The sequence below is a fragment of the Ruficoccus amylovorans genome, assembly GCF_014230085.1.
Lineage (GTDB): Bacteria > Verrucomicrobiota > Verrucomicrobiia > Opitutales > Cerasicoccaceae > Ruficoccus > Ruficoccus amylovorans.
Map to the genome: position 1 here is coordinate 29,916 of NZ_JACHVB010000034.1, position 21,874 is coordinate 51,789.

Sequence of the window (21,874 nt, forward strand, 5' to 3'; positions counted from 1 at the left end):
CTTAATGGGGCGTGATGCTCCCGCTAATCGCGCTGAGGGGGGCTCCTTTCCGGCTCCCGGAAAGCAAGCGCTCAAGCGCAGAGCGGTGGGATGACAGACGATAATCATCACGCCGATAAGCGTAGTTAATGGGGTCTTTGTCGTTAGCTTTAATTATGACAGCAAATCCATTAACCGTTGACAGCAGGCCCTCTCAGGATAGTCCATGACTCGCTATGACAACCATCGTCGATATACGCGCACGCGAAATTTTGGACTCACGCGGCAATCCCACCGTTGAGGTGGACGTCGAACTCGAGAGCGGGGCCCTCGGCCGCGCCGCCGTCCCCTCCGGTGCCTCCACCGGTGAGCACGAAGCCTGGGAACTGCGCGACGGCACCGTCGCCGCCAAGGAATTCCCCAAGGGCTTCGACAACAAGGGCCGTTACCTCGGCAAGGGCGTCCTCAAGGCCGTCCGCAATGTCAACGAAATCATTTGCCCGGAACTGATCGGCATGGACGCCTGTGACCAGGTCGGCGTGGACAAGGCCATGCTCGCCCTCGACGGCACCGCCAACAAGAAGAACCTCGGCGCGAACGCCATCCTCGGCGTCTCCATGGCTGCCGCGCATGCCGCCGCCGCCTCCCTCGGACTGCCGCTGTTCAAGTACCTCGGCGGCCCCAACGCCAAGGTCCTCCCCGTCCCCATGATGAACATCATGAACGGCGGCGCACACTCCGACGCTCCGATCGACTTCCAGGAATTTATGATCATGCCGATCGGCGCCCCGACCTTCCGTGAAGCCCTCCGCATGGGCGCCGAGGTCTTCCATGCGCTCAAGAAGGTGCTCAAGGCCAAGGGCCTTTCCACCGCTGTCGGTGACGAAGGCGGCTTCGCCCCGAACCTCAACAGCACCACCGACGCCCTCGATGCGATCTCCAAGGCCATCAAGGACGCCGGCTACAAGCTCGGCAAGGACATCGTCTTCGCTCTCGACGTGGCCTCCAGCGAATTCTACGACAAGAAGAAGAAAAAGTACGTCTTCAAAAAGTCCTCGGGTGACGAACTCACCGCCGAGGAAATGGTCGCCTTCTACGCCGACCTCCAGAAGAAGTACCCGATCCGCTCCATCGAAGACGGCTGTGACGAAAACGACTGGGCCGGTTGGAAGAAGCTGACCGACGCCATCGGCGACAAGACCCAGCTCGTGGGCGACGACCTCTTCGTGACGAACACGCAGTTCCTCAAGAAGGGCATCGACACCGGCACCGCCAACTCGATCCTCGTCAAGGTCAACCAGATCGGCTCGCTGACCGAAACCTTCGACGCCATCGAAATGGCGAAGGAAGCCGGCTACACCTCGGTCATCTCGCACCGCTCGGGTGAAACCGAAGACAGCACGATCGCCGACATCGCCGTGGCAACCAACGCCGGCCAGATCAAGACCGGTTCGCTCAGCCGCTCCGACCGCGTGGCCAAGTACAACCAGCTCCTGCGCATCGAAGAACTGCTCGGCGAGGACGCCATCTACGGCGGAAAGCTTTAAGCTTTTCGGTCCCGAGTGTCCGCGCGCAACCAAGCGTGCATCTTTTCAAGCCCGGCCGCTTTCGGCCGGGCTTTTTGTCTTTGATGATCCAATGCGACAGAATAAGGGAGAGGGGGTTAAGCTGGTCACAGAGCACACAGAGACTTTCCTGCTTCAAGGCGCTCTGTGCGCTTGGCCGTTAGTTTGCTTTACGAGATCTTGTAGTCACCGTGTTGGATGCTGGACGTAGAAAATAACAATTAGCCAGTTTAACCATTTAGCTATTTCTCCATCCCTGTCTCCGTGCCTTTGTGCCTCCGTGTGAGTCTCTTTTTGAGAAAATAAGAAACGTGCGGATTCCAGGGCAGGCTCCGCGAAGCCTTCCCGGTTAGCTGGCTTACAGTTTCTCTTTGAGATAGGGGGCAGTAGGGCTGGACTTGGTTTTGAGCAGGCCGGGGAGTGCGCCTTGATACAGGATGTGCCCGCCCGATTCGCCGCCTTCGGGGCCGACCTCGACCACGTAGTCGGCCTCGGCGATGAGGTCGAGGTTGTGCTCGATCACGGCCACGGTGTGGCCCTGCTCAACCAGCCGGTGCAGCAGTTCTATCAGTCGCTCGCAGTCGCTCATGTGCAGGCCGATGGTCGGCTCTTCCAGCAGGTAGAGATTGCGCCGGAGCAGGCCGCGCGACTTTTCCTTGAACGAGGGCAGGCCGGTCGAAAGCTCGCTCACGAGCTTCAGGCGCTGGGCCTCGCCGCCGGAAAGCGTCGGGCTGCTCTGGCCGAGTGTGAGGTAGCCCAGCCCGGTCTCGACCATCAGCCCGAGCATGTCGGAAAGGCGGCTGTGGAAGCTGAAAAACTCCGCCGCCTCCTCGAAGCTCATGGCGAGCACGTCGGCGATGGTTTTACCGTTCCAGCGGATGTCGGCCAGTTCGGGGCCGTAGCGGGTGCCGTGGCAATCCTCGCAGGGCACGTACTGGTCGGGCAGGAAACTCATCTCCAGCTTGATCCGGCCCGCGCCCTGGCAGGTTTCGCAGCGCCCGCCCTTGGTGTTGAAGGAAAAATGTCCCGCGGTGTAGCCGTGGATTTTAGCCTCTGGCAGCGAGGCGAAAAACTGCCGGATGATGTCGAAAGCCCCGATGTAGGTGGCCGGAGTCGAGCGCGGGGTTTTGCCGATGGGTTCCTGATCCACTTCGATGACGGCTCGGAAGGCGTTGCCGTTGACAAGGTCCTGGCAGGGCAGCGCAAGGTCCGCGCCGGTGAGGCGGGCGGATTTTTTGGCAATGGCGATTTCGACAGCGGGCTTGAGCAGGCCGCGCATGAGGGTGGATTTGCCCGCGCCGGAGATACCGCAGACCATGATGAGCCGGGCCAGTGGCAGGCGAAGGTCCTCGCCCTTGAGGTTGCGCAGGGCGGGCTTGCGCAGGACAAGCCAGTCCGCCGTCTTGGACCGGGGCGTCCACTTCTTCGGCAACGCCCGGTAAGCGCCGCGCAGCGGGTGGGCGATGCCGTCCTTCAAGTATTGCCCGGTGAGTGAGTCCGGGTTTTTAATTATTTTGTCATAAGGCCCCTCGGCCAGCAGGCGGCCACCGTGGATGCCCGCGCCGGGGCCGAGGTCGATGATGTTGTCGGCGGCGCGCATGGTGTCGTCGTCGTGCTCGACTACGAGCAGGGTGTTACCCTTGTCCCGGAGGGTCAGAAGGGAGCGGATCAACTCGTCGTTGTCGCGGGCGTGCAGGCCGATGGACGGTTCGTCCAGCACGTAGAGCACGCCGGAAAGATTGGAGCCGAGCTGAGCGGCGAGGCGGATGCGCTGGGCTTCGCCGCCGGAGAGAGTGTTCGTCGCACGGTCGAGGCAGAGATAGCCCAGCCCCACGCGGTCCATGAACTTCAACCGCTCCTCGACCTCGGGCACGATCTCGCGGGCGATACGCTTGCCGCGGGTGTCGAGCCGGAGCGTGCGGAGAGTTTCCAGCAGGCGCTGCGGGGGAAGGGCGAGCAGTTGCGGCAGGGAGAGTTTGCCGGAGGCTGTGTCGATCAGCACGGAACGGCTGACCGGGTTCAGGCGTGTGCCTTCGCAGGTCGGGCAAGGCTCGCCGTCGTCGGCATCCTCCGGCACTTCCTGGAAATCTTCATGGTCGTGCATCCAGGAAAAAATACGCCCGTAGCCGTGGCAGGCCGGGCACCAGCCCTTGGCCGAGTTCCAGGAAAAATGCTTCGGGTCCAACTCCGGGTAGGCCTCGCCCGTGGCGGGGTCGGTCCTTGTCGTGGAAAACCATGACAAAATACCGTCGCGTGTGCTGAGGATGAAGCAGGCGCCTTTGCCGTGCTTGAGCGCCTCGCCCAGAAGCTTGGCGGCGGCTTCCTCGTTTGCCGGGTCCAGTTCCCAGACCAGTTCGATGTCGTGCTCGCGGTAGCGGTCGAGTTTTTGGAATTTGTCCAGTTCGACCAGCTCGCCGTCGCAGCGCATGAGGGTAAAACCGTGGTCGCGGGCCCAGTTGGCCAGCGGCTCGTGGTGCCCCTTGCGGGCGCGGACGACCGGGGCGCACAAGTAAAGGGCGCGACCATTCGCTGCCTGTCTGGAGGAAAGCGTTTCGCGGAACTTTTTGCGCAGGGCCGGGCGTGACATGGCCACAAGCGGCTCGCCGGTGACGGGGCTGTGCTGCACGCCGACCTTGGCGGTGAGCAGGCGCAGGTACTGTGCGACTTCGGTGATAGTGGCGACGGTGGACTTGCGGCTGCCGCGAGTCACGCGCTGCTCGATGGCCACGGTCGGCTGGACGCCACTCAGGTCGTCAATGTCAGGGCGCTGGAGTTGCTCCACGAATTGCCGGGCGTAGGCCGACATCGACTCCATGAAGCGCCGCTGCCCCTCGGCGAACACGATGTCAAAGGCGAGCGAGGACTTGCCCGATCCGCTGACACCGGTCACGACGTTGAAGGCGTGCTGCGGGATGGACAGGTCAAGGTTGCGCAGGTTGTGCTCGCGCGCGCCGAGGATGCGTAGCTGGCCGCTGGCCGGGCCGGATTTTTTGGCACGGGATTTTGTTTTACCGGAAGCTGCTTTGGACTTTGGCCTTGTATTTATTTTTCCACTACACAGCTCTTTGAGGAAGGGGCTAGTGGTGGTGGATGCTTTTAGCATCTGTGCTGGGGTTCCCTGGAAAATGACCTGCCCGCCGCCGGAACCGGCCTCAGGGCCGAGCTCGATCAACCAGTCGGCACAGCGGAGCATGTCGAGCTGGTGCTCGATCACGACAAGGCTATGCCCGGCATCGACCAGTTTTTGAAGAACGGTAATAAGGCGTTTCACGTCGTCGCGGTGCAGGCCGGTGGTCGGCTCGTCGAGCAGCAGGAGCGCGTTTTCCTCCCCGGCGCGGGCGAGGTATTTGACCAGCTTGAGCCGCTGGCACTCGCCGCCGGAGAGGGTGTTGAGCGGCTGGCCGAGTGTGAGGTAGCCCAGTCCCACATCGGCCAGTGAGCGCAGTCGACTGACGATGCGCGCCCGCTCGGCGAAGAAAGTGATCGCCTCGTTGACATCGAGCGCGAGCACGTCGGAGACGCTCTTTCCGTTCCAGCGGATGGCGAGAACTTCGGGCTTGAAACGTTTGCCTTCGCAGACCGGGCAGGGGACGAAAACATCGGCCAGGAACTGCATCTCGATGCGCTCGTAGCCGAGGCCCTGGCAATGCTCGCATCGCCCCTGGCCGCTGTTGAAGGAGAAATGGGAGGCGGTCAGCCCGGCGGCCTGCGCGGTCTCGGTGCGGGCGAACTGCTGGCGGATGTCGTCCCAGGCTTCGCAGTAGAGGGCAGCGTTCGAGCGCGGTGTCTTGCTGACCGGCGACTGGTCCACCAGCACGATGTCGCTCAGGGATTCGTCTCCGGCGATAGCGGTGATTTCCGCCGGGTCGTCGGCCATCTTGCCGCGCTTGGCGAGCAGGCCCTGATGGATGACGTTGTTCAAGAGGGTGGACTTGCCCGAGCCGCTGACGCCGCTCAAGGCGACGAAACGCCCGAGCGGGATCTCCACATCGAGGCCGCGCAGGTTGTGCTTGCGGGCGGCCTTGAATGAAAGCCGGGGCGCGTCTTTGACGGAGCGGAGTGTAGTGGGAGGATCAATACACAGGCGCCCGGACAGGTAGCCTCCGGTGAGACTTTTTTTGTCTTTGTAAATCTGCGCGGGCGTCCCTTGGAAGACAATTTGACCGCCGCCGGAACCTGGTTCGGGGCCGAGCTCGATTAACTGGTCGGCGGCGCGCATGACGGCCTCGTCATGCTCGACCACGACGACGGTGTTTCCCGCGTCGGTCAGGCGGCGCAGGATGGAGACGAGCCGGTCGATGTCGCGCGAGTGCAGGCCGACGGAGGGCTCGTCGAGGACGAAGAGCGTGTCCACCAGCGCGGTGCCGAGGCAGGTGGTGAGGTTGACGCGCTCAACCTCACCGCCGGAGAGCGTGCGGCTGGCGCGGTCGAGCGTGAGGTAGCCCAGACCGACTTCGTTCAGGTAGCGCAGGCGGGTGAGGATGGCCTCGTGTGCCAGCTCGGACTGGTGGGCGCGGCCGTTACCGCTGGATTTTTTCCGGACCGGCGCATGTTGCTCGATCCGCTCCAGCAGATCGGAGACGGGGATCTGGTAAAGCTCGGGCAGGGTATGGCCGTGCCACTTCCAGTTCATGGCCTCGGGGACGAGCCGCGAGCCGTGGCACTCCGGACAGGTCGTGTAGGAGCGGAATTTTGAGAGAAACACCCGCACATGCATCTTGTAGGTGGTGCTTTCGAGCCAGTCGAAAAAACGCTTTACGCCGTACCACTTGCGCGAGCTTCCGGCCCCGTCCCACTCGTAGTCGGGCTCGCCCTCCATGACCCATTGGCGGTCGGTCTCGGACATGTCGGCCCACGGGAGGTTGGTGGGGACGCCTTTCTTTTTCGCGCGGGCGACGAGGTCGCGCAGGCTCTCGCTGTAAACCTGCCCCTGAAAGGCGCGGATGGCGCCGTCCTCGATGGAGAGCGTGGTGTCGGGGATGACAAGGCGGTAGTCTATCTCGATCACGCGCCCGAAGCCCCGGCACTTGGGGCAGGCGCCGATGGGGGAATTGAAGGAGAAAAGCCCGGCGCGGGCGGGGCGGTAGCGCTTGCCGGTGGCGGGGGAGTGCAGGCCCTCGGAAAAGTGCCCCAGCTCGGCGGCTTGTGAGCCTTTGGCGGAAAACAGGAACAACTCGCCCTGCCCGAAATGGAGCGCCTGCGCGGCGGCTTCGAGGAAGCGCGCGCGGGATGCGTCGGCGAGCTTGAGCTTGTCGGCCACGACGTGGACGCTTTGGTCGGTAAAATTTGTATCGAAATTTTCGATACGGGTAACTCCGCCCCCCGCGATGAGGCGGGTGTAGCCCTGGGCGGAGACCGGGCCGAGGATGTCGGGCCAGACGAGTTTTTCCGGCTTGTCGATTTTAAAGGTTAAGAGGACTTCCTGGCCGGGCCAGGCGACGAGGGCTTTTTTCCAGATGGAGGCAGGATTGTCGTCCTCGATGATCTCGCCGGTGTCGGGGTCATGGAGTTGGCTGACGTGGCAGAACCAGACCTTGAAGTAGTCGCACAGCTCGGTCATGGTGCCGACGGTCGAGCGGGAAGTTTTGACCGTGTTGCTCTGCTCGATGGCGATGGAGGGGCGGATGTTCTCGATGGCGTCCACCTCGGGGCGGTCGAGCATTTCGAGGAACTGCCGGGTGTAGGGCGAGAAGGTCTCGACATAGCGGCGCTGGCCCTCGGCGTGGAGCGTCTCGAAGACGAGGGAGGACTTGCCGGTCCCGCTCAGCCCGGTGACGCAGATGAGCTTGCCCAGCGGCAGGTCGAGGTCGAAACCCTTTAAATTGTTCTGACGGACGCCGCGCAGGCGGATGGAGTCGAAAGTACCCATGAGTTTAAAGCGATAAACATATGTGCACCTTTGCGGGAAATGCAAGCGACAGGATGCACTTGTTTTCGCCGCTGTCCCGGTTGCGGCTGAAAGCCTCTACAGCAGGTTGGTCGGAAGCTCCTCTTCGGGGGTTGCGGTGGCGGTGGCTTGTTCGCGGGCGCGGGAGCGGGCTTCGGCGGGGACCGCGGGGGCGTAGGAGAAATGGGCCAGGGCGACGAATACGTCGGACTCGGGGACACTGTCCTCCAGCACGGGGCGCAGGCAGCCGAGGAAGGCGCGGTCGGCCTCGCCCGCCGGGTGGGCGAAGTCCTCAACCTCGCGCCAGAAGTGCTGGCGATGCTCGCTGACGGCGCGGGTGAGCGGGTTGTCAGCGGTGGTGCGCCAGGCCAGGAGCACGCGCGTCAGTGGGCGTGACTGGAGGGCTTTGCGGTAGTTGTTGACGAAGTCGCTGAGGTCGCCGGTTGCCTCTTCGGGGAAGAGGGTGGCCGCAGGCGGAAAGAAGTCCGTGTTGGCGGCGATGTGTTCCATGAGGCCGTCAAGGCCCTTGAAGTAGCGGTAAATGAGTACCTTGTCCACGCCGGAACGGGCGGCGACATGGTTAATCCCCAATTCGTGGAAACCGCCCTGAAGGATCAGGTCCACCGCAGCCTGTGCAATGCGTTCTTCGGTATGGGCGCGGTTTCGCTTCATGGAATCTTCATATAAGGGGGCGCTTCCGACCCTGTCAAACGCAACTGCGGGACGAAAACCGACGTAACACAAAAAACATACCGAACAGTGAATCTTGCCGGTCGGTTTGGATAAATCCTTGTCAGCCCCCACCGGGGGCGTATCTAGTGTAACTGAACGTGACTGAAGATTTGTCAAAAGTTTCCCCCGGTGTGACACCGGCTGTTCGCTATTTCCGCGCTGGCGGTTTTAACCAGTTGTACCTGTCGTCGGCTGATGATCTCAAGGCCCTGGCCGGTCTGGACCAGACGCTTTGGGTTGCCTCCAGTTGTCCGACCACCGGGCTGGACATGGACGAGAAGACGCTCGGCCTGATGGATACCGACGGCGACGGACGCATCCGCGTGCCGGAAGTGATGGCCGCCATCAACTGGACCCTGAGCGCGCTCAAGGATATTTCGACTCTGCCGGAGGGACGCGATTGGCTCGCCCTGGAGCAGATCGCGACCGATACCGATATTGGCGCTCGGCTTCACGAGTCGGTCAAGCGCATCCTGCGCAATCTCGACCGTCACGAGGACACGCGCATTTCCCTGGCTGACGCGCTCGACCGGAAGGGCATCTTCGCGGTCGCCAAGAGTAACGGCGACGGTGTCATCCCTGTGACCGCGGCGGACGGCCCGGCAGTGGGCCAGATTATCCAGGACATTCTGGACACGGTCGGCGGGGCGACTGATCGCAGCGGCGCGCCCGGCGTTACCGCCGAGGGCGTAACCAACTTTTACACCTCCTTGCAGGCCTACATCGACTGGTGGTCCGCCGGGCACCCGGAGGCGCGTAACCTCCTCGTGCCCGAGGGTGAACCGCAGGCCGACCTGTCCGCGCTCGACCCGGCCATTTTCCCGCTGGGTGAACAGACGGCAGCCGCTTCCGCCGCCGTCGAGGCGATTGCCGCCAAGGTGGAAGACTTCTTTGAAAACTGCGAAATGGCCGCTTTCGACGCGCAGGCGGTGAGCTTCTTTAACTTCTCGGAGCGTGACCTCTCCCAGCTCGGGGGCCGCACCAAGTCCGAAGTCCAGGAGGTGCTCCGCGATCTCCCTCTGGCCCGTGTGCAGGCCGACCGGCCGCTGCCGCTCTCGGAGGGGGTGAACCCGTACTACGCCTCCGCACTGGCCGCGCTGAGCGAGTCCGCCGTCGCTCCGGTGCTCGGGGAGGGCAAGCAGAGTCTGACTCGGCAGGAGTGGGACAAGCTGCGGGCGAGCTTTGCGGCCTATCGCGCCTGGATTGCGGCCAAGGCGGGAGCCGATGTCGAAAAGCTCGGCCTGTCGCGGATCGCCGAACTCCTGCGCGACAACAAGCGTTCGGCGCTCGAAGTGCTGATCAAGCTCGACGAAGCCATCGCGGAGGAAATCCTGTCCGTGGACGAGGTGGAGAAAATCCTGCGCTACCATCGGGATTTGTTCCGCCTGCTCAACAACTACGTTGCGCTGCCCGAATTTTACGATACCGACCGGCGGGCGGTTTTTCAGATGGGTAAGCTCATTATCGACGGCTGCTCACTCAGCCTGTGCGTGGATGTGGACGACATCAACCGGCACTCGCTCATTGCGGCCAAGTCGGGCATTTTCCTGGCTTACTGCGAACTTTCCCGTAAAGACGTAGCGGCCAAAAGAATCATCGCCGCCGCCGTCACGCAACGGGGGGTCGGGCGAATCACCGTGGGCAAGAACGCGGTCTTTTACGACCGCTACGGGCGCGACTGGGATGCCAAAGTGGTCAAGACGGTGGAGAATCCGGTCAGCCTGCGCGAGGCCGCGTTGGCCCCGTTCAAGAAGCTGGCCGCGCTGGTTAGTTCCCAGGTGGACAAGCTGACCTCGGCGCGGGAGAAAGCGATCGAAAGCAGCTTGACGACCGGCATCCAGAACGCCGGGCAAAAGATCGGGGAGAAACCGGCGGCGACCCCGGCGGCGGCTCCCTCAGGCGGGGTCGGTGTCGGCGGAATGCTGGCCGGAGGGGGTGTCGCGCTGGCGGCGTTGACCTCGTCCTTTGCCTTTATCGCCCAGTCGATGCAGAAGATCAGTGCGGCTTCGATTTTTTATACCATCGGGATCATCCTGCTTTTCATCCTGGTACCGGCATTGGTCACCGGCTTTTTCAAGCTCCGGGCCCGCGACATCGGGATGATTCTGGAAGCCTGCGGCTGGGCTATTAATGGCCGTATGCGGATCACGCTGAATGTCGCCCGACAACTCATGCATGTGGGGCGTTTCTCCAAGGGTTCAGAGCGGATCTATCCCACCTATGCCGAGAAACGCGGTGGCCTCTGGCGCTGGATCTTTTTCCCGATTTTCATCGGGCTGGCTATCTATTGCGCGATCTGGCTGGGCCGCATCCTGTGGACGGACAAGGAAGCTGAGGTTTCCCCGCCGCCACCGGTGGCGGAGACGGTCGAGGAAGCGCCGACCGCCGCCGAGAAGGATGCCGCCGCCGAAGCCGCAACCGCTCCAGACACCGCGGAGTAAAGCGAACATGCTCTAGATTTGCAACCGTTGCGCCGCGAAGTGGCGACACGGGTTGTTTTGGCAATGTATTTTACCGGCGCGATAAGAACTTTTGTGCTGAGGAAAAAAGCGCGGACCGTTGCCGGTTGGTCCCCTCCCTCAGCGGGCGATGTCGGTGTGGTTGAGGACGCGGATGCCATTGCGGTTGAGCACGTCGGCGGCCAGCTCATTGTCTTCCAGGCGCATGACCAGCCCGCTCTTGCCACCGGGGCGGGTCAGCATCGGGTAGGCGTAGTGGATGTTGATCTCGGCCTGGACGAGGGCGCAGGTGACTTTTTTCAGGTCTTGCTCGGTGTTGATCTCGGCCACGATTACTTCGTTGAGCGAAAAGGCGAAGCCCTGCTCGTGGAAGAAATCGCGGGCCTGCTCCCAGTAATCGACGATGAGCCGGATGATAACGTTGTCGGTCGTATCGACGGAGGTGACGGACATGATGTGCACGTCGTGCGAGGCGAGCATCATGATGATGTCGTTGAGGCGGCCCACCTTGTTGTCCGCGAATATGGAAAATTGCCGTACGGCCTCGCTGCCGGGGTTCTGAATCGTCTTCGCCGCCATGAGTGGTTAATCTAGCGTAGTTTGCGTAAAATGACAGGTAAAAAAAACGGCCTTGCGCCGCCGGGGTTTTTACAGCCAGTCTCGTGCCATGAGCTATGTCCCCGCCGCCGACCGCTACGAAAAAACCGCGTACGCCCGTTGCGGGCGTTCAGGACTGAAGTTACCCCGGGTTTCGCTCGGGCTGTGGCATAATTTCGGAGGCGTCGATGTGGAGGAAAACGCCCGCGCCATGATCCTGCACGCCTTTGACCGTGGGATTACGCACTTCGACCTGGCCAACAATTACGGGCCGCCGCCGGGCTCGGCGGAGGAGACCTTCGGGCGGGTGTTGCGCCGGGATCTGTCCCGCTGGCGCGACGAACTGGTCATCTCGACCAAGGCCGGTTATCACATGTGGGAAGGGCCTTACGGGGAATGGGGCTCGCGCAAGTACCTGCTCTCCAGCCTCGACCAGAGCCTTGGGCGTATGGGGCTCGACTATGTGGATATCTTTTACTCCCACCGCCCTGATCCCGAGACGCCGCTGGAGGAGACGATGGGTGCGCTGGCCACTGCCGTCCAGAGCGGGCGGGCGCTCTATGTGGGCGTTTCCAATTACAGTGCCGCGCAGACCCGCGAGGCGACCCGCCTCCTGCGCGAGTGGAAAGTCCCGTGCCTGATTCACCAGCCGCGTTACAGCCTCTTTGACCGCTGGATCGAGCCCGAGCTATGCCCGGTGCTGGAGGAGGAGGGGATCGGTTGCATCGTTTTCAGCCCGCTGGCGCAGGGGATGCTGACCGGGCGCTACCTCGACGGCGTGCCGCGGGATTCGCGGGCGGGTGGTCCGAGTGTTTTTCTCAAAGAGGAGCGCGTGCGCGAGATGCTTCCCAAAATCCAGGCTCTCAACGAGCTTGCCCAGGCCCGTGGGCAAAGTCTGGCTCAGTTCGCCATCGCCTGGGTGTTGCGGCGGCCGGTCGTCACGTCCGCGCTCATCGGGGCGAGTCGTCCGGCGCAGATCGACGATTGCCTCGGCGCGCTGGAGGCCCCGGCCTTCACGGACGAGGAACTCGCCGCTATTGAGCGGATTCTGGCGGCTTAAACGGGCTCGGAGGTTGAGTTCGCCCGCCGAGGGGATAACCTAGCTTTTGAACGTGGCCAAGACGCTTAAACTGCTGACCTTTAACATCGCGCACGGGCGTGGGCTTTCGCTCTACCAGGGGTTCCACTCCGAGCGGGTCATCCGCCGCAACCTGTCCCGCATCGCGCAACTGCTCAACGACAGCGGCGCGGACATCGTGGCCTTGCAGGAGGTCGATGAACGCTCCCACTGGAACAAGAACCTCAACCTGGCCCGGCTGATTCAGGAGGAGAGCGGTTTCGGCTACGCCCAGATCGGGGTCAACAACCGCCGCGAGGGCGGCAAGCCCCTGGCCTACGGCAATGCCATCCTCTCGCGTCACCCGGTGCATTTTTGGGAGAACAATCCCTTCGGCAGCGCCACCTTGGGTGAGAAGGGGTTCATCTACGCCGAAGTGGACGTGGACGGGCACCACATCCCCGTGATCAACCTGCATCTGGACTTCCGCTCGCGCAAACGCCGGATCTGGCAGGTCGAGCGTATCGTCCAGTACATGCGACAGCGGCCTTGCCCGCGCCGGGGCGACGGGATGGTCGCGCCGATCATTTGCGGCGACTTCAACAGCGGCTCCTCCCCGGACGGCGACGCTGTGAATCACCTTTTCCAGACCGTGCTTGAGCACGGCGACTACCAGCTTTATCCGACAGACGCCAAGACCTTCCCGACCTACTGGCCGCGCAAGGCGATTGACTTCGTGTTCGTGCCGGAGCCGTACCGGGTCGTCGGCGAGGAGGTGCGCAAATCCTACCTCTCCGACCATCTGCCCGTGCTGGTCGAGTTCGAGATCGCCCCCGGCGAGTAGGGGAGTTTGCTCGCGAAGGCACGCTAAGAAGCGCGAAGTTGCGGGTCATTAGCCACAACGGCCTATCGCGCTCAGGTCGGGTGCTTGCGCATGGCACGCAGCAGGGGGAGCATGAGCAGCGGGGCCAACAGGGAAACCGAAATACCCCAGCTCAGGCTGGAAAGGTCGGCGACCGCCCCGACGACCCAGGGCATGAAAATCCCGCCCGCGTTTCCCAACGCGGCCAGAAGGGCAAACATGCTGGCTCCGCCGTTGGGGTAGTGGTTGGCAGTGATGGCGAGGGTCGTAGGCCACAGGCAGCTCCCCGTGAAGCCGACCAGAATACAGGCGGTCAGTGCGACCCACGGCACCGGGAAAAAGCAGCCGATGATAAAAAGCACGACGGAGGAGGAACAACTCCAGACCATCAGCGTGATCGGGGTGACGCGGTTGCCGATGGCCCCGATAATCATGCGGCCCAGTGACATGGCCAGCGAAAACAGCAGCAGGCACAGCCCGGCGAATTCGGTCGAGTAGCCGAGGGAAATTTCCGCGTAGGCGGGCAGCCACTGGGCGATGCCCAGCTCCGTCGCCCCTCCCAGAAAAATCGCGATAAGAGCCAGCCCGAACCAGCGCCGCCGCAGAAGCTGGCGCAGGGGCATGCGCCGGCCGCCTTCGGCGATGAGGGAGGGGAAGCGAAGCAGGCTGAAGGCTGTCAGCAGCACCAGCGGCAGCGGAAGGAGCAGGTAGCAGGCTCCGGCCCAGCCGAGGTCAAAGCCCAGCGCCAGCGTGCCGATCATGACAGTCACGATTGCCCCCACGCAGTAAAAGGAGTGGAGCAGGTTCATCGAGGAGGCGAGCTTGTCCGGGTTGAGCGCGGCCACGATCGGGCTCAGGATCATGTCCAGAATACCCGAGCCCAGCCCGAGGAAAAAGAACGTCACCCCGAGCAGCGCGTAGCTCGGTGCCAGTGCCATCCCGACCAGGCTGACGGCGATGAACAGGTTACCGAGCAACGCGAAGGGCTTCGCCCCGAAGCGATCAGCCAGTGGTCCGGTAATGACGATGCCAATCACCAGCCCCCCGAAGACAGACGCACCCAACCGCCCGAGCTGTTCCTGGCTGAGCCCTTCCTCACCGCCATAGAGACGGCTCAGCGTGGTGAGAAAGACCGGCAGCAGATTAATCCCGATAGACAGGCTCATCATCGCGCCATAGCTGAGCCAGGTCAGCAGGCGGGCATTGGGAAAAGCGGAGGGCATATCCCGCCCCATCAAAGCCAGCTTTCGGGGGAAGGCAAATCCCGGTTGGGAATGTTTTCACCGCGGGTGAGCGGCGGACGAAAAAAAGAAATTGCCCGCGAAGTCACGCGAAGGGGCGCGAAGGTTATTTGTGGAGCGTTGCTGGTACTTCTTGCCCGTTTTGATCAGACGAGGAGATTTCGCGAGAAAGCGGGCAAGGGAGAGAGCATACGCTTCCGGGCTTACTTAACGTGCTTTCCGGACTTCCTGTTAGGGCCTGTTCTCCGCTGCTTGTGGCAGGGATGACTTGTTCTCTGTCTATATAATGCCTCTTTGAAAAATGACCTTCGCGCCCCTTCGCGTGACTTCGCGGGCAACTTCCAGATCCCGACGCGCAAGCGGGCGCGGGGTCACTGCTCCGGATGGATCGGCTGGAGGTAGCGGCGCAGGTAGGGGATGCCTTGCTTGTCCTTGTAAATGAGCACGAGGTCGCCGCGCTTGAGCGGGGGCGAGCCGGAAAGCAACTCGTCCTGAAAATCCTGGGTCACGCGCCGGGCTTCCACGCCGTCGGCGTCCAGCTCCGAACGCCGGATGACGAGCAGCCCCGCCTCGGGGACTTCCCAGCGGGTATTGGCGGGCATGATGTCGAGAAAGAGCGCGCGGTCCTCGTCTGACACGCGGCGGGTGGCGGTGATGTTTTTAAAAACCCCGTCTTCGAGAAAGGCGAAAATCTGATAGCGGGCGGTGGCTTCGGGGTCGTTCTCGACCGGTTTGCTAAAGCGCTGGAAGGTCATTTCCCAAATACCGGCGATCTCCTCGCGGCTGGCGGGGCGGGAGTTGAGCGCAAGCGCGTCTGCATCTATTTGCGCATGCAGCAGCCCGCAGCCCCAAAGAGCGGCGGCGAGAAACAGAAAGCGTTTACGGAGAATGGCAGGCATGCGTATGTCTTCTGACAGCAGGCTGGCGCAAAGGTGCCTCAAAGGCAAGACCGGCCTCAGGGGCTGCCCCTGAAGAAAAATCTCGTGTCATTTGTGGTAAAAAAACGACCCGCCGAGGCGTCTCTAGTCACTTTGCAGCAGCGGGATGAGGAAGCGGAAGGTCGTGCCGGCGGGGCCGGTTTCGAGCAGTTCGAGTTCGCCACGGTGGGACTTGAGAATCTGGCGTGAGATGGCCAGCCCGAGCCCGGTTCCCTGCGACTTGCCGGTGAGGAAGGACTCGAAAATCTTCCCGCGCATTTTTTCGGGAACGCCGCCGCCGGCATCCTTGACCGTCACGCTGGCCAGCGTGCGTTCGCCCAGAAGCTGAGTGCCAAGGATGACGGAGATGACTCCGCCCTCGGGCATGGCTTCGACCGCGTTGATAATCAGGTTGAGGATGACCTGCTGGATCTGGCCCTTGTGGACCTCGACCATGAGCGGCTCTCGCGGGGCCTCGTAGGCGAGATGGACCTTGGATTGCTCCAGCTTGAGGCGCAGCAGTACGAGGCTGTCTTCGACCAGCTTCTTGAGATCGTGGGGTGAGTGCATCTCCGAACGGCTTTTGCCGAAGTTGAGCACCCGGCTGACGATTTCCTCCAGTTGGACAATCTTCTCGGTGATGACGGACACGTCCTGCTGGCGCGGGTCGCCCGCGGGGAACTCCAGGTCAAGCGCCTCGAACAGGAGCTTGATCACGGTCAGCGGGTTGCGAATCTCGTGGGCGATCTCGGCCGCGAGCAGCCCGAGTGTGGTCAGGCGTTCGTTGCGGCGGAGGCTCTCCTCGGTGGCGAAGACGCGGCTGTAGAGCCGGGAGTTTTCCAGGGCCACGCCGCCGAGCGAGGCCAGCGTGGTGAAAAGGCGTTTCTCGTCGTTGTTGAAGCGGTGGGAGACATCGGTGTAGGCGTTGAGCACGCCGATGACTTCCTTCCCCACGACGATGGGCGTGGTCAGCATGGAGCGGAGCTGGTCGCTCTGCACGAAGGGGACAAAGTGGTGCTCCTCGGTCCGGGCCAGGTCGGAGACACTTATCTGCTTGTTGCGCTTGAGGGCGACGCCGATCGTGCTTTGCTCCAGGTCCAGTTCCTCTTGATACTCGACGCTGCCATCCGGCCCTTCCAGGGCGTGGAGTTTCAGGGATTTGCCGTCCGGGGTCAGGAGCATGATCGCGCAGTAGCGGCAGTCCATCAGGCGGCGGGCCTCGCGGGCGATGCTCTGTAAAAGTGTGGGCTGATCGCGGGTGGCCACCAGTTGCTGTCCGGCGCTGATGAGGGCCTGAAGCTGCCCGGCTTTTTCCTTGAGCTGGTTGATCAGCCACAGGCGACCCACGACCTTGGTGGCCTCGGAGGTCAGCAGCACGAGCAGCTTGAGGTCCTTTTCGTCAAAGGCGGCGACCTGCTCGCTGTCCACATTGACCACGCCGACGGTCAGCCCTTGCAGGATCATGGGGGCGGCCATCTCGGAGCGGATCGACTGCTTTAAGGTGATGTAGCGCGGATCGAAGCGCACGTCCTCGATCAGCACGGGTTCGCCGTGCAGGGCGACCCAGCCGGTGACGCCGCTGCCCAGAGCGAGCTTGATCTCCTCCGAGGACTTGGGCAGCCCCCGGTAAACTTCGATTTCGAGCCGGTTGGTGTCGGGGTTGATGAGCGCGATGGACGCGCTGGTGGCCCCGAGGGTTTCCAGCAGGTTTTTGATGATGAGTTCCAGCGCCTCGCGCGGGTCCTCGGTCTGGCTGACGAGACTGCTGATCCGGTAGAGGGAATCGAGCACGGAACGGTCTTCCTGGGCGGTTTTCAACTCTGGGTCAGCATGGGAAGAAATCGCTCCCGCGCAACGCCAATTCCCTGTGGCTTGTGCATCCTCCTTCACCTCAGATCACGGCCTGGAAGTCTTCGCACGAGATGATGCGGTTGAGCGTGTCGCGCAGGGCGACCAGGCTGGAGGTGTCGGCCTTGTCGCCGTGGTCGATGCGCTCGATGTAGAAGGTGTCAAGCGCGGCGGTCCGCTCGGTCGAAATGCGGGCGAAGGTGATGTCGAAGCCGTGGTCGAAGATGGCCTTGGAGAGCTGGTAGAGCAGACCGACGTGGTCGTTGGTCTGGATCTCGACGATGGTGCGGCGCAGGGAAAGCTCGTGGTAGATGTCCACCGAGGAGGGGATGGGCGCGCGCAGGCGCGAGTCCGTTTCGTACATCTTGGCACGGCTGGCCTGGCGGGCCTTTTCCTGGATGCCGGGCATGAGATCTTTGTTGGTCAGGAGCGCGTCGTTGAGTTCCTTTTCAAAGATTTCTCGGGCATGGGCATTGGTGACGACCCCGCCGGAGGGGTCCACTACGTAGAAGGTGTCGATCGTGATATGGTCACCACGGGAGATGGCCTTGGTGCTGAGAATGTTCACCCCGGCCACGGTGAGCGCCCCGGCCAGCTTGTAAAACAGGCCAGCCCGGTCCCAGGTGACGACGTTGACCACGCTCATGCCCTGGTCGATGTCGTCTTTCCAGTCAACCATGGGTACGAGGGAGCCGACCGAGTCGGCCTCGGTGATCTGCCCGAGCAGGTTGTTGATCATGCGCAGGTGAAGCTCGATGTCTTCAGCGCTGTTGTGGAGAAAATATCGCTCCGGCAGGAGGTTGAAGTGCGCTTCAATCTGATCTTCCGGGATGTCGGGCAAACTGCTGGCAATGAGTTTTTTGTGTATCATCTCGATGTGTTCTCGGGTCTTGCGGGCCACCTCCTCCTCATCGTGCAGCAGGTCAAAGCTGGCGCGATAGAGCTGGCGGTGGAGGGCGTCCTTGTATTCGTTCCAGAGGCCTTTGGCCGTCCCTCGCGCGTCGCAGTAGGTGCACACGAAGAGGTGTCGCAGGGCCTCTTCATTTTCCACCAGTTCGGCAAACGATTGGATCGTCCTTGGGTCATCTACGTCGAACCGTTGCCAGAATCGTGCCATTTCGAGATGATTCTTTATAATAAATAAAACAAGCGGGTGGAATTTTTCGGGTACATCCATGCGCTTGAGGATGGGGGCGGCCAGGGCGACGCCGCGTTCGCAGTGGTCCTCGACGCCATCGCTTTTGCCCAGATCGTGCAGCAGGAGGATCAGGTAGAGCAGGGCCGGAGTCTCGGCCTGGCGGATGGCCTCCTGGTACGGCGTAACGAACTCGCCCACGCCTTCAAAGACCTGGTCCAGCTCGTGGATGGTGTTGAGCACGTGAATGTCCGCCGTGTACCGGTGATAGAACTCGTGCTGCACGAGGCAGGTCAACTCGCCAAACTCGGGGATGAAGCGCCCGAGCACGCCCAGCTCGTGCATGAGCGAGAGCGTGGGGTAAACCTGTCCGCGCTCCTGCAGGATGGAGCGGAAAGTGCGGTTGGGGGACTCGGCGTGGGTGATGCGCGGCGTGATGAGTTGAGTGGAATTGGTGATGAGGCTCTGCAACTCGATGTCGAGGCGCGCCCGGTACTGCTGGGCGTAGCGGAAGACGCGAATCAGCCGGTCGGGGTCTTCCCCGAAAATGCCGGAATGCTCGTGGCCGAGGACGCCTTCGCGCAGGATGAAGCCGTCGAAGCGCTTTTCGAGGCTTGTCTGGCGCGAGCGGATCACGTCGCGCAGGGTGATGCGCTCCTTGCCGGGCATGCCGGTGATGGCCAACCGCTGCTCCAGCAAGCGCGAGAGGGTGTAAATGCGGTTGGCGTGGGAGTAGTAGTCACGCATGAACCACTCCACCCGGCGGAAAATATCCTCCCGGCGGTAGCCGAGCGCCCAGGCCACGGAGGGCTGTTTTTCGAGGTTGAGCAGGTCCGTCGGGCGGGTGCTCTCGAAGTGAAGCTCGTTGCGGACGCGCAGCAGGAAACTGTAGGAGGTTTCCAGGCTCTTGCGCTCCTGCGGGGTGAGGTAGCGGCGGCGCTCCAGAGCGTCGAGCGAGCCTTCCCCCAACCGGATGCGAGCCATCCAGAGGATGTTCTGGTAGTCGCGCAGGCCGCCGACGCCGTTCTTGATGTCGGGCTCCTGCATAAAGACGGTTCCGCCGTACTTCTCGCGGCGTTCGGCCTGGTCTTTTAAGCGGAATCGCACGTAGGGGGTCGGGTCCTCGTGTTCGAGCATCCGGTTGTAGTCGTGCGTGAATTTGTCAAAAACCTTCTGCGAGCCGCAGATGAGCCGGGCCTCCAGCAGGGCGTTTTTCGACTGGTCCTCCAGTTTGGCCTCCTCCAGCGCCTCCTTGATTGTGCGGGTGGAGTGGCCGACTTTCAGGCTCAGGTCCCACAGCGGGTAGAGAATCTCGTTGGTGAGGGTCTCCTGAAGCGGCTTGATCGCCACCTCCTTGACCCGCTTGGGAAAGAGAAACATCAGGTCAATGTCGCTGAAGGGGCTCAACTCCTCCCGCCCGTAACCCCCGAGGGCGACCAGGGCGACTTCGCAGGGCAGCTTGCCGTGCTTGAGCTTGTAGGTCTCGATCGCGTGCTGATAGAGCTTTTCCAGCAACACATCGACCATGATCGTGCGGGCTTTTGCCACACGAAGACCCGCATCGCCCTTGCGGTGGTAGCGCTGAAGCATTTCCCGTTCGAGTCGGGCGTATTCCTTGAGCTTCGGCAGCTTCTCCCCAGGGCCTGATCCGGGCCCAAAAACCAGACGCTTCTCGGCGTGCTGGCGGATGCGGCGGAACAGCGGGTCTTCGGTTATGGAGCTCAAAACCCTCTTAATCACGCAGATGCACCGCCCGATTTCAACGGGGAAAATCACCCCCGGCGCATAATTCTTGCCCGCTCACGCTGCAAAAAAAAAGCCCGTCAGTTCCAGCGGTGCCGAAACTGACGGGCGCAAAGGAGAACCGTTGTCGCCTGACCTAGAACTCGCCGGACTGGAGCATTTGCTCGGTGGCAGGTTCTTCGGCGGGGGCGTCGATGAGTTTTTCAATCGCGGGCAGGCCGAAGGCCAGGGCGATGCTGACGGCCAGGCCCAGGATCAGCTTGATCGTGTCGCGCCCGACGTTGGCGTAGGTCTTCTTCTTGATCTTGCGGTCGATCCCCAGGCACAGGGCGATTTCGCGGCCTGCGAGCAGCCCGAGGAAGACCCAGGTCGTGCTCATCGGGATGTTGTTCAGGTTCTTGAAAATGTACAGGATGACGCCGTACTGGAAGTCGATGATCGTGGCCGAGCGGATGTCGTTGCTGTTGCGCTTGGAGGTGACGATGCGCTGGATGCTGCCCCCACGGATGTAGAAGATGATCGCCAGCAGAGCGCAGATCCACCCCGTCGCCGCTATCATGGTGGTCAGGTCCAGTTTGCGCGGAGTGAAGGCGAAGATGTTGGCCAGGTCCTGCATCAGCCACTGTGACCAGAGGAAGCCCGTGGATATCCACTGGAGGATGACCCAGATCGGGTGCTTGTCCTCGTCGTCGCTGTGGGTTTTTAGAAAATAGCGTTCAACTGCCAGCAGGACAAAGCGGGCCAGCACAAAGGCGCAGGCGAAGGCGACCCCGTAGCCCAGAATGGACTTGAGGACCATCTTCTGGATAACCTCCGGGTTGTTCGAAGCGACAAAGACCGACAGCGTCAGGAAGGTCGTGCTGACCGGTACCCCGTAGCGGGTGAGGATCAGGATAACGATGGGCGGGACGATGAAGTACCACTCGATCCCGTCGGGCGGGATCGGAATGCGGTCCAGGCGGTTGTAGCTGGGGTCCCCGCCGTGGGTGTGCCAGCCATACATCAGCACCAGGGTCAGGATCGTGGCCGCAAAAAGCCACAACACCCACCAGGGGCGGTTGTGGTTGGATGCCAGAAAGGTCCCCAGAGTCTGGATCGCGTCATTGGCAATGATTGAATAGGAGGCGAACGAAAAGCCGATCACCATGAAGATAAGTTGCCAGTCCATAGGCGACTGTGCGTAGCACAGTCGGCGGTAGAGACTGGCGAAGGCCGCGCATAGGTCAAGTCACGCTCTGTGACATTTCTGTGACGATGCTTTGGGCAAAGACAGGAGGACTTTCCGGCGGAAACGAAGTGTTCACCGAGGATAGGGACTGCCGGTCCCTTGATCGCTGAAAAAGGGACTGCGGGCTTGCCCGTGGGCATGCTTGGGGTAGGGTAAGCGCCTTCTGACCAGGAAGCGGGGACGACCCCGCCTCTCCGCATTCAAAAATGGGGACGGCCCCGGTAAAATCTCCTGAAAAGATGCATTGGTTAATATTGATCGTGGCGGGCCTGTTGGAGGTCGGCTGGGCCGTGGGGCTGAAATATACGGAGGGCTTTACCCGGCCCTTGCCGACGGCGGGGACGGTTTTGGCGATGGTGCTGAGCATGTTCCTGCTGGGGCTGGCGATGAAGACGCTGCCGGTCGGGACCGCCTATGCCGTGTGGGTGGGAATCGGCGTGGTGGGGACGGCTGTCGCCGGGGTCTTCCTGCTGGGAGAGGCCGTCCACTGGCTGAAGGCGGTCAGCCTGCTGTTGATCGTTGTCGGGATCGTCGGACTTAAAATGAGTGCGGCTGCGGATTGAAGGGGAGGTAAAAACCGCGCTTGCCCCGACGCGTAGGGCTGGCAAAATATCCGGTTTCAAT

Annotated in this window: 13 protein-coding genes; 5 read left to right on the forward strand and 8 right to left on the reverse strand. The window is 62.1% G+C overall.

All coding sequences use genetic code 11. The annotated features are described in order from the left end of the window. Positions 1–215 precede the first annotated feature (215 nt). Positions 216–1,526: a phosphopyruvate hydratase gene (eno, locus tag H5P28_RS10730; RefSeq protein ID WP_185675703.1), complete on the forward strand. Its 1,311-nt coding sequence runs from the start codon at positions 216–218 to the stop codon at positions 1,524–1,526. 376 nt (positions 1,527–1,902) lie between these two features. On the opposite strand, the gene uvrA is transcribed toward eno, so the two are convergent. Both uvrA and H5P28_RS10740 read right to left on the reverse strand, forming a co-directional pair. Next, on the reverse strand, positions 1,903–7,413 hold the full coding sequence (gene uvrA / locus H5P28_RS10735; protein WP_185675704.1) for an excinuclease ABC subunit UvrA: 5,511 nt from the start codon (positions 7,411–7,413) through the stop codon (positions 1,903–1,905). A 96-nt stretch (positions 7,414–7,509) separates the two neighbouring features. Then, on the reverse strand, positions 7,510–8,103 hold the full coding sequence (locus H5P28_RS10740; RefSeq protein ID WP_185675705.1) for a TetR/AcrR family transcriptional regulator: 594 nt from the start codon (positions 8,101–8,103) through the stop codon (positions 7,510–7,512). 170 nt (positions 8,104–8,273) lie between these two features. Between H5P28_RS10740 and H5P28_RS10745 the strand changes: the two genes are divergently transcribed. Continuing rightward, a complete protein-coding gene (locus tag H5P28_RS10745; protein ID WP_185675706.1) occupies positions 8,274–10,604 on the forward strand; it encodes a hypothetical protein in 2,331 nt (776 codons plus the stop codon). A gap of 138 nt (positions 10,605–10,742) precedes the next feature. On the opposite strand, the gene H5P28_RS10750 is transcribed toward H5P28_RS10745, so the two are convergent. After that, complete coding sequence (locus H5P28_RS10750; RefSeq protein ID WP_185675707.1) at positions 10,743–11,201, reverse strand: acetolactate synthase; 459 nt, start codon at positions 11,199–11,201, stop codon at positions 10,743–10,745. An 88-nt stretch (positions 11,202–11,289) separates the two neighbouring features. On the opposite strand from H5P28_RS10750, the gene H5P28_RS10755 reads away from it, so the two are divergent. Next, positions 11,290–12,279: an aldo/keto reductase gene (locus H5P28_RS10755; RefSeq protein ID WP_185675708.1), complete on the forward strand. Its 990-nt coding sequence runs from the start codon at positions 11,290–11,292 to the stop codon at positions 12,277–12,279. A gap of 52 nt (positions 12,280–12,331) precedes the next feature. Continuing rightward, positions 12,332–13,120, forward strand: a complete 789-nt coding sequence (locus H5P28_RS10760; RefSeq protein ID WP_185675709.1) for an endonuclease/exonuclease/phosphatase family protein — start codon at positions 12,332–12,334, stop codon at positions 13,118–13,120. Positions 13,121–13,191: 71 nt separating this feature from the next. Here the strand turns inward: H5P28_RS10760 and H5P28_RS10765 are convergent, their stop codons facing one another. The 5 genes from H5P28_RS10765 to H5P28_RS10785 form a co-directional block, all read right to left on the reverse strand. Beyond that, positions 13,192–14,361 (reverse strand): MFS transporter, encoded by a 1,170-nt coding sequence (locus tag H5P28_RS10765; protein ID WP_221773402.1) that lies wholly within the window; start codon positions 14,359–14,361, stop codon positions 13,192–13,194. A gap of 389 nt (positions 14,362–14,750) precedes the next feature. Continuing rightward, entirely contained in the window at positions 14,751–15,278 is a 528-nt protein-coding gene (locus tag H5P28_RS10770) for a hypothetical protein (RefSeq protein ID WP_185675711.1), read from the reverse strand. A 123-nt stretch (positions 15,279–15,401) separates the two neighbouring features. Next, positions 15,402–17,114, reverse strand: a complete 1,713-nt coding sequence (locus H5P28_RS10775) for a GAF domain-containing protein (protein ID WP_185675712.1) — start codon at positions 17,112–17,114, stop codon at positions 15,402–15,404. Between the two features lie 73 nt (positions 17,115–17,187). Further along, on the reverse strand, positions 17,188–20,004 hold the full coding sequence (gene glnD / locus H5P28_RS10780; protein WP_185675713.1) for a [protein-PII] uridylyltransferase: 2,817 nt from the start codon (positions 20,002–20,004) through the stop codon (positions 17,188–17,190). Between the two features lie 154 nt (positions 20,005–20,158). Beyond that, positions 20,159–21,190: a hypothetical protein gene (locus tag H5P28_RS10785; RefSeq protein ID WP_185675714.1), complete on the reverse strand. Its 1,032-nt coding sequence runs from the start codon at positions 21,188–21,190 to the stop codon at positions 20,159–20,161. Between the two features lie 299 nt (positions 21,191–21,489). Here H5P28_RS10785 and sugE point away from each other — a divergent pair, with 299 nt between their 5' ends. Then, a complete protein-coding gene (gene sugE, locus H5P28_RS10790) occupies positions 21,490–21,813 on the forward strand; it encodes a quaternary ammonium compound efflux SMR transporter SugE (RefSeq protein WP_185675715.1) in 324 nt (107 codons plus the stop codon). The last annotated feature ends 61 nt before the right edge of the window (positions 21,814–21,874 follow it).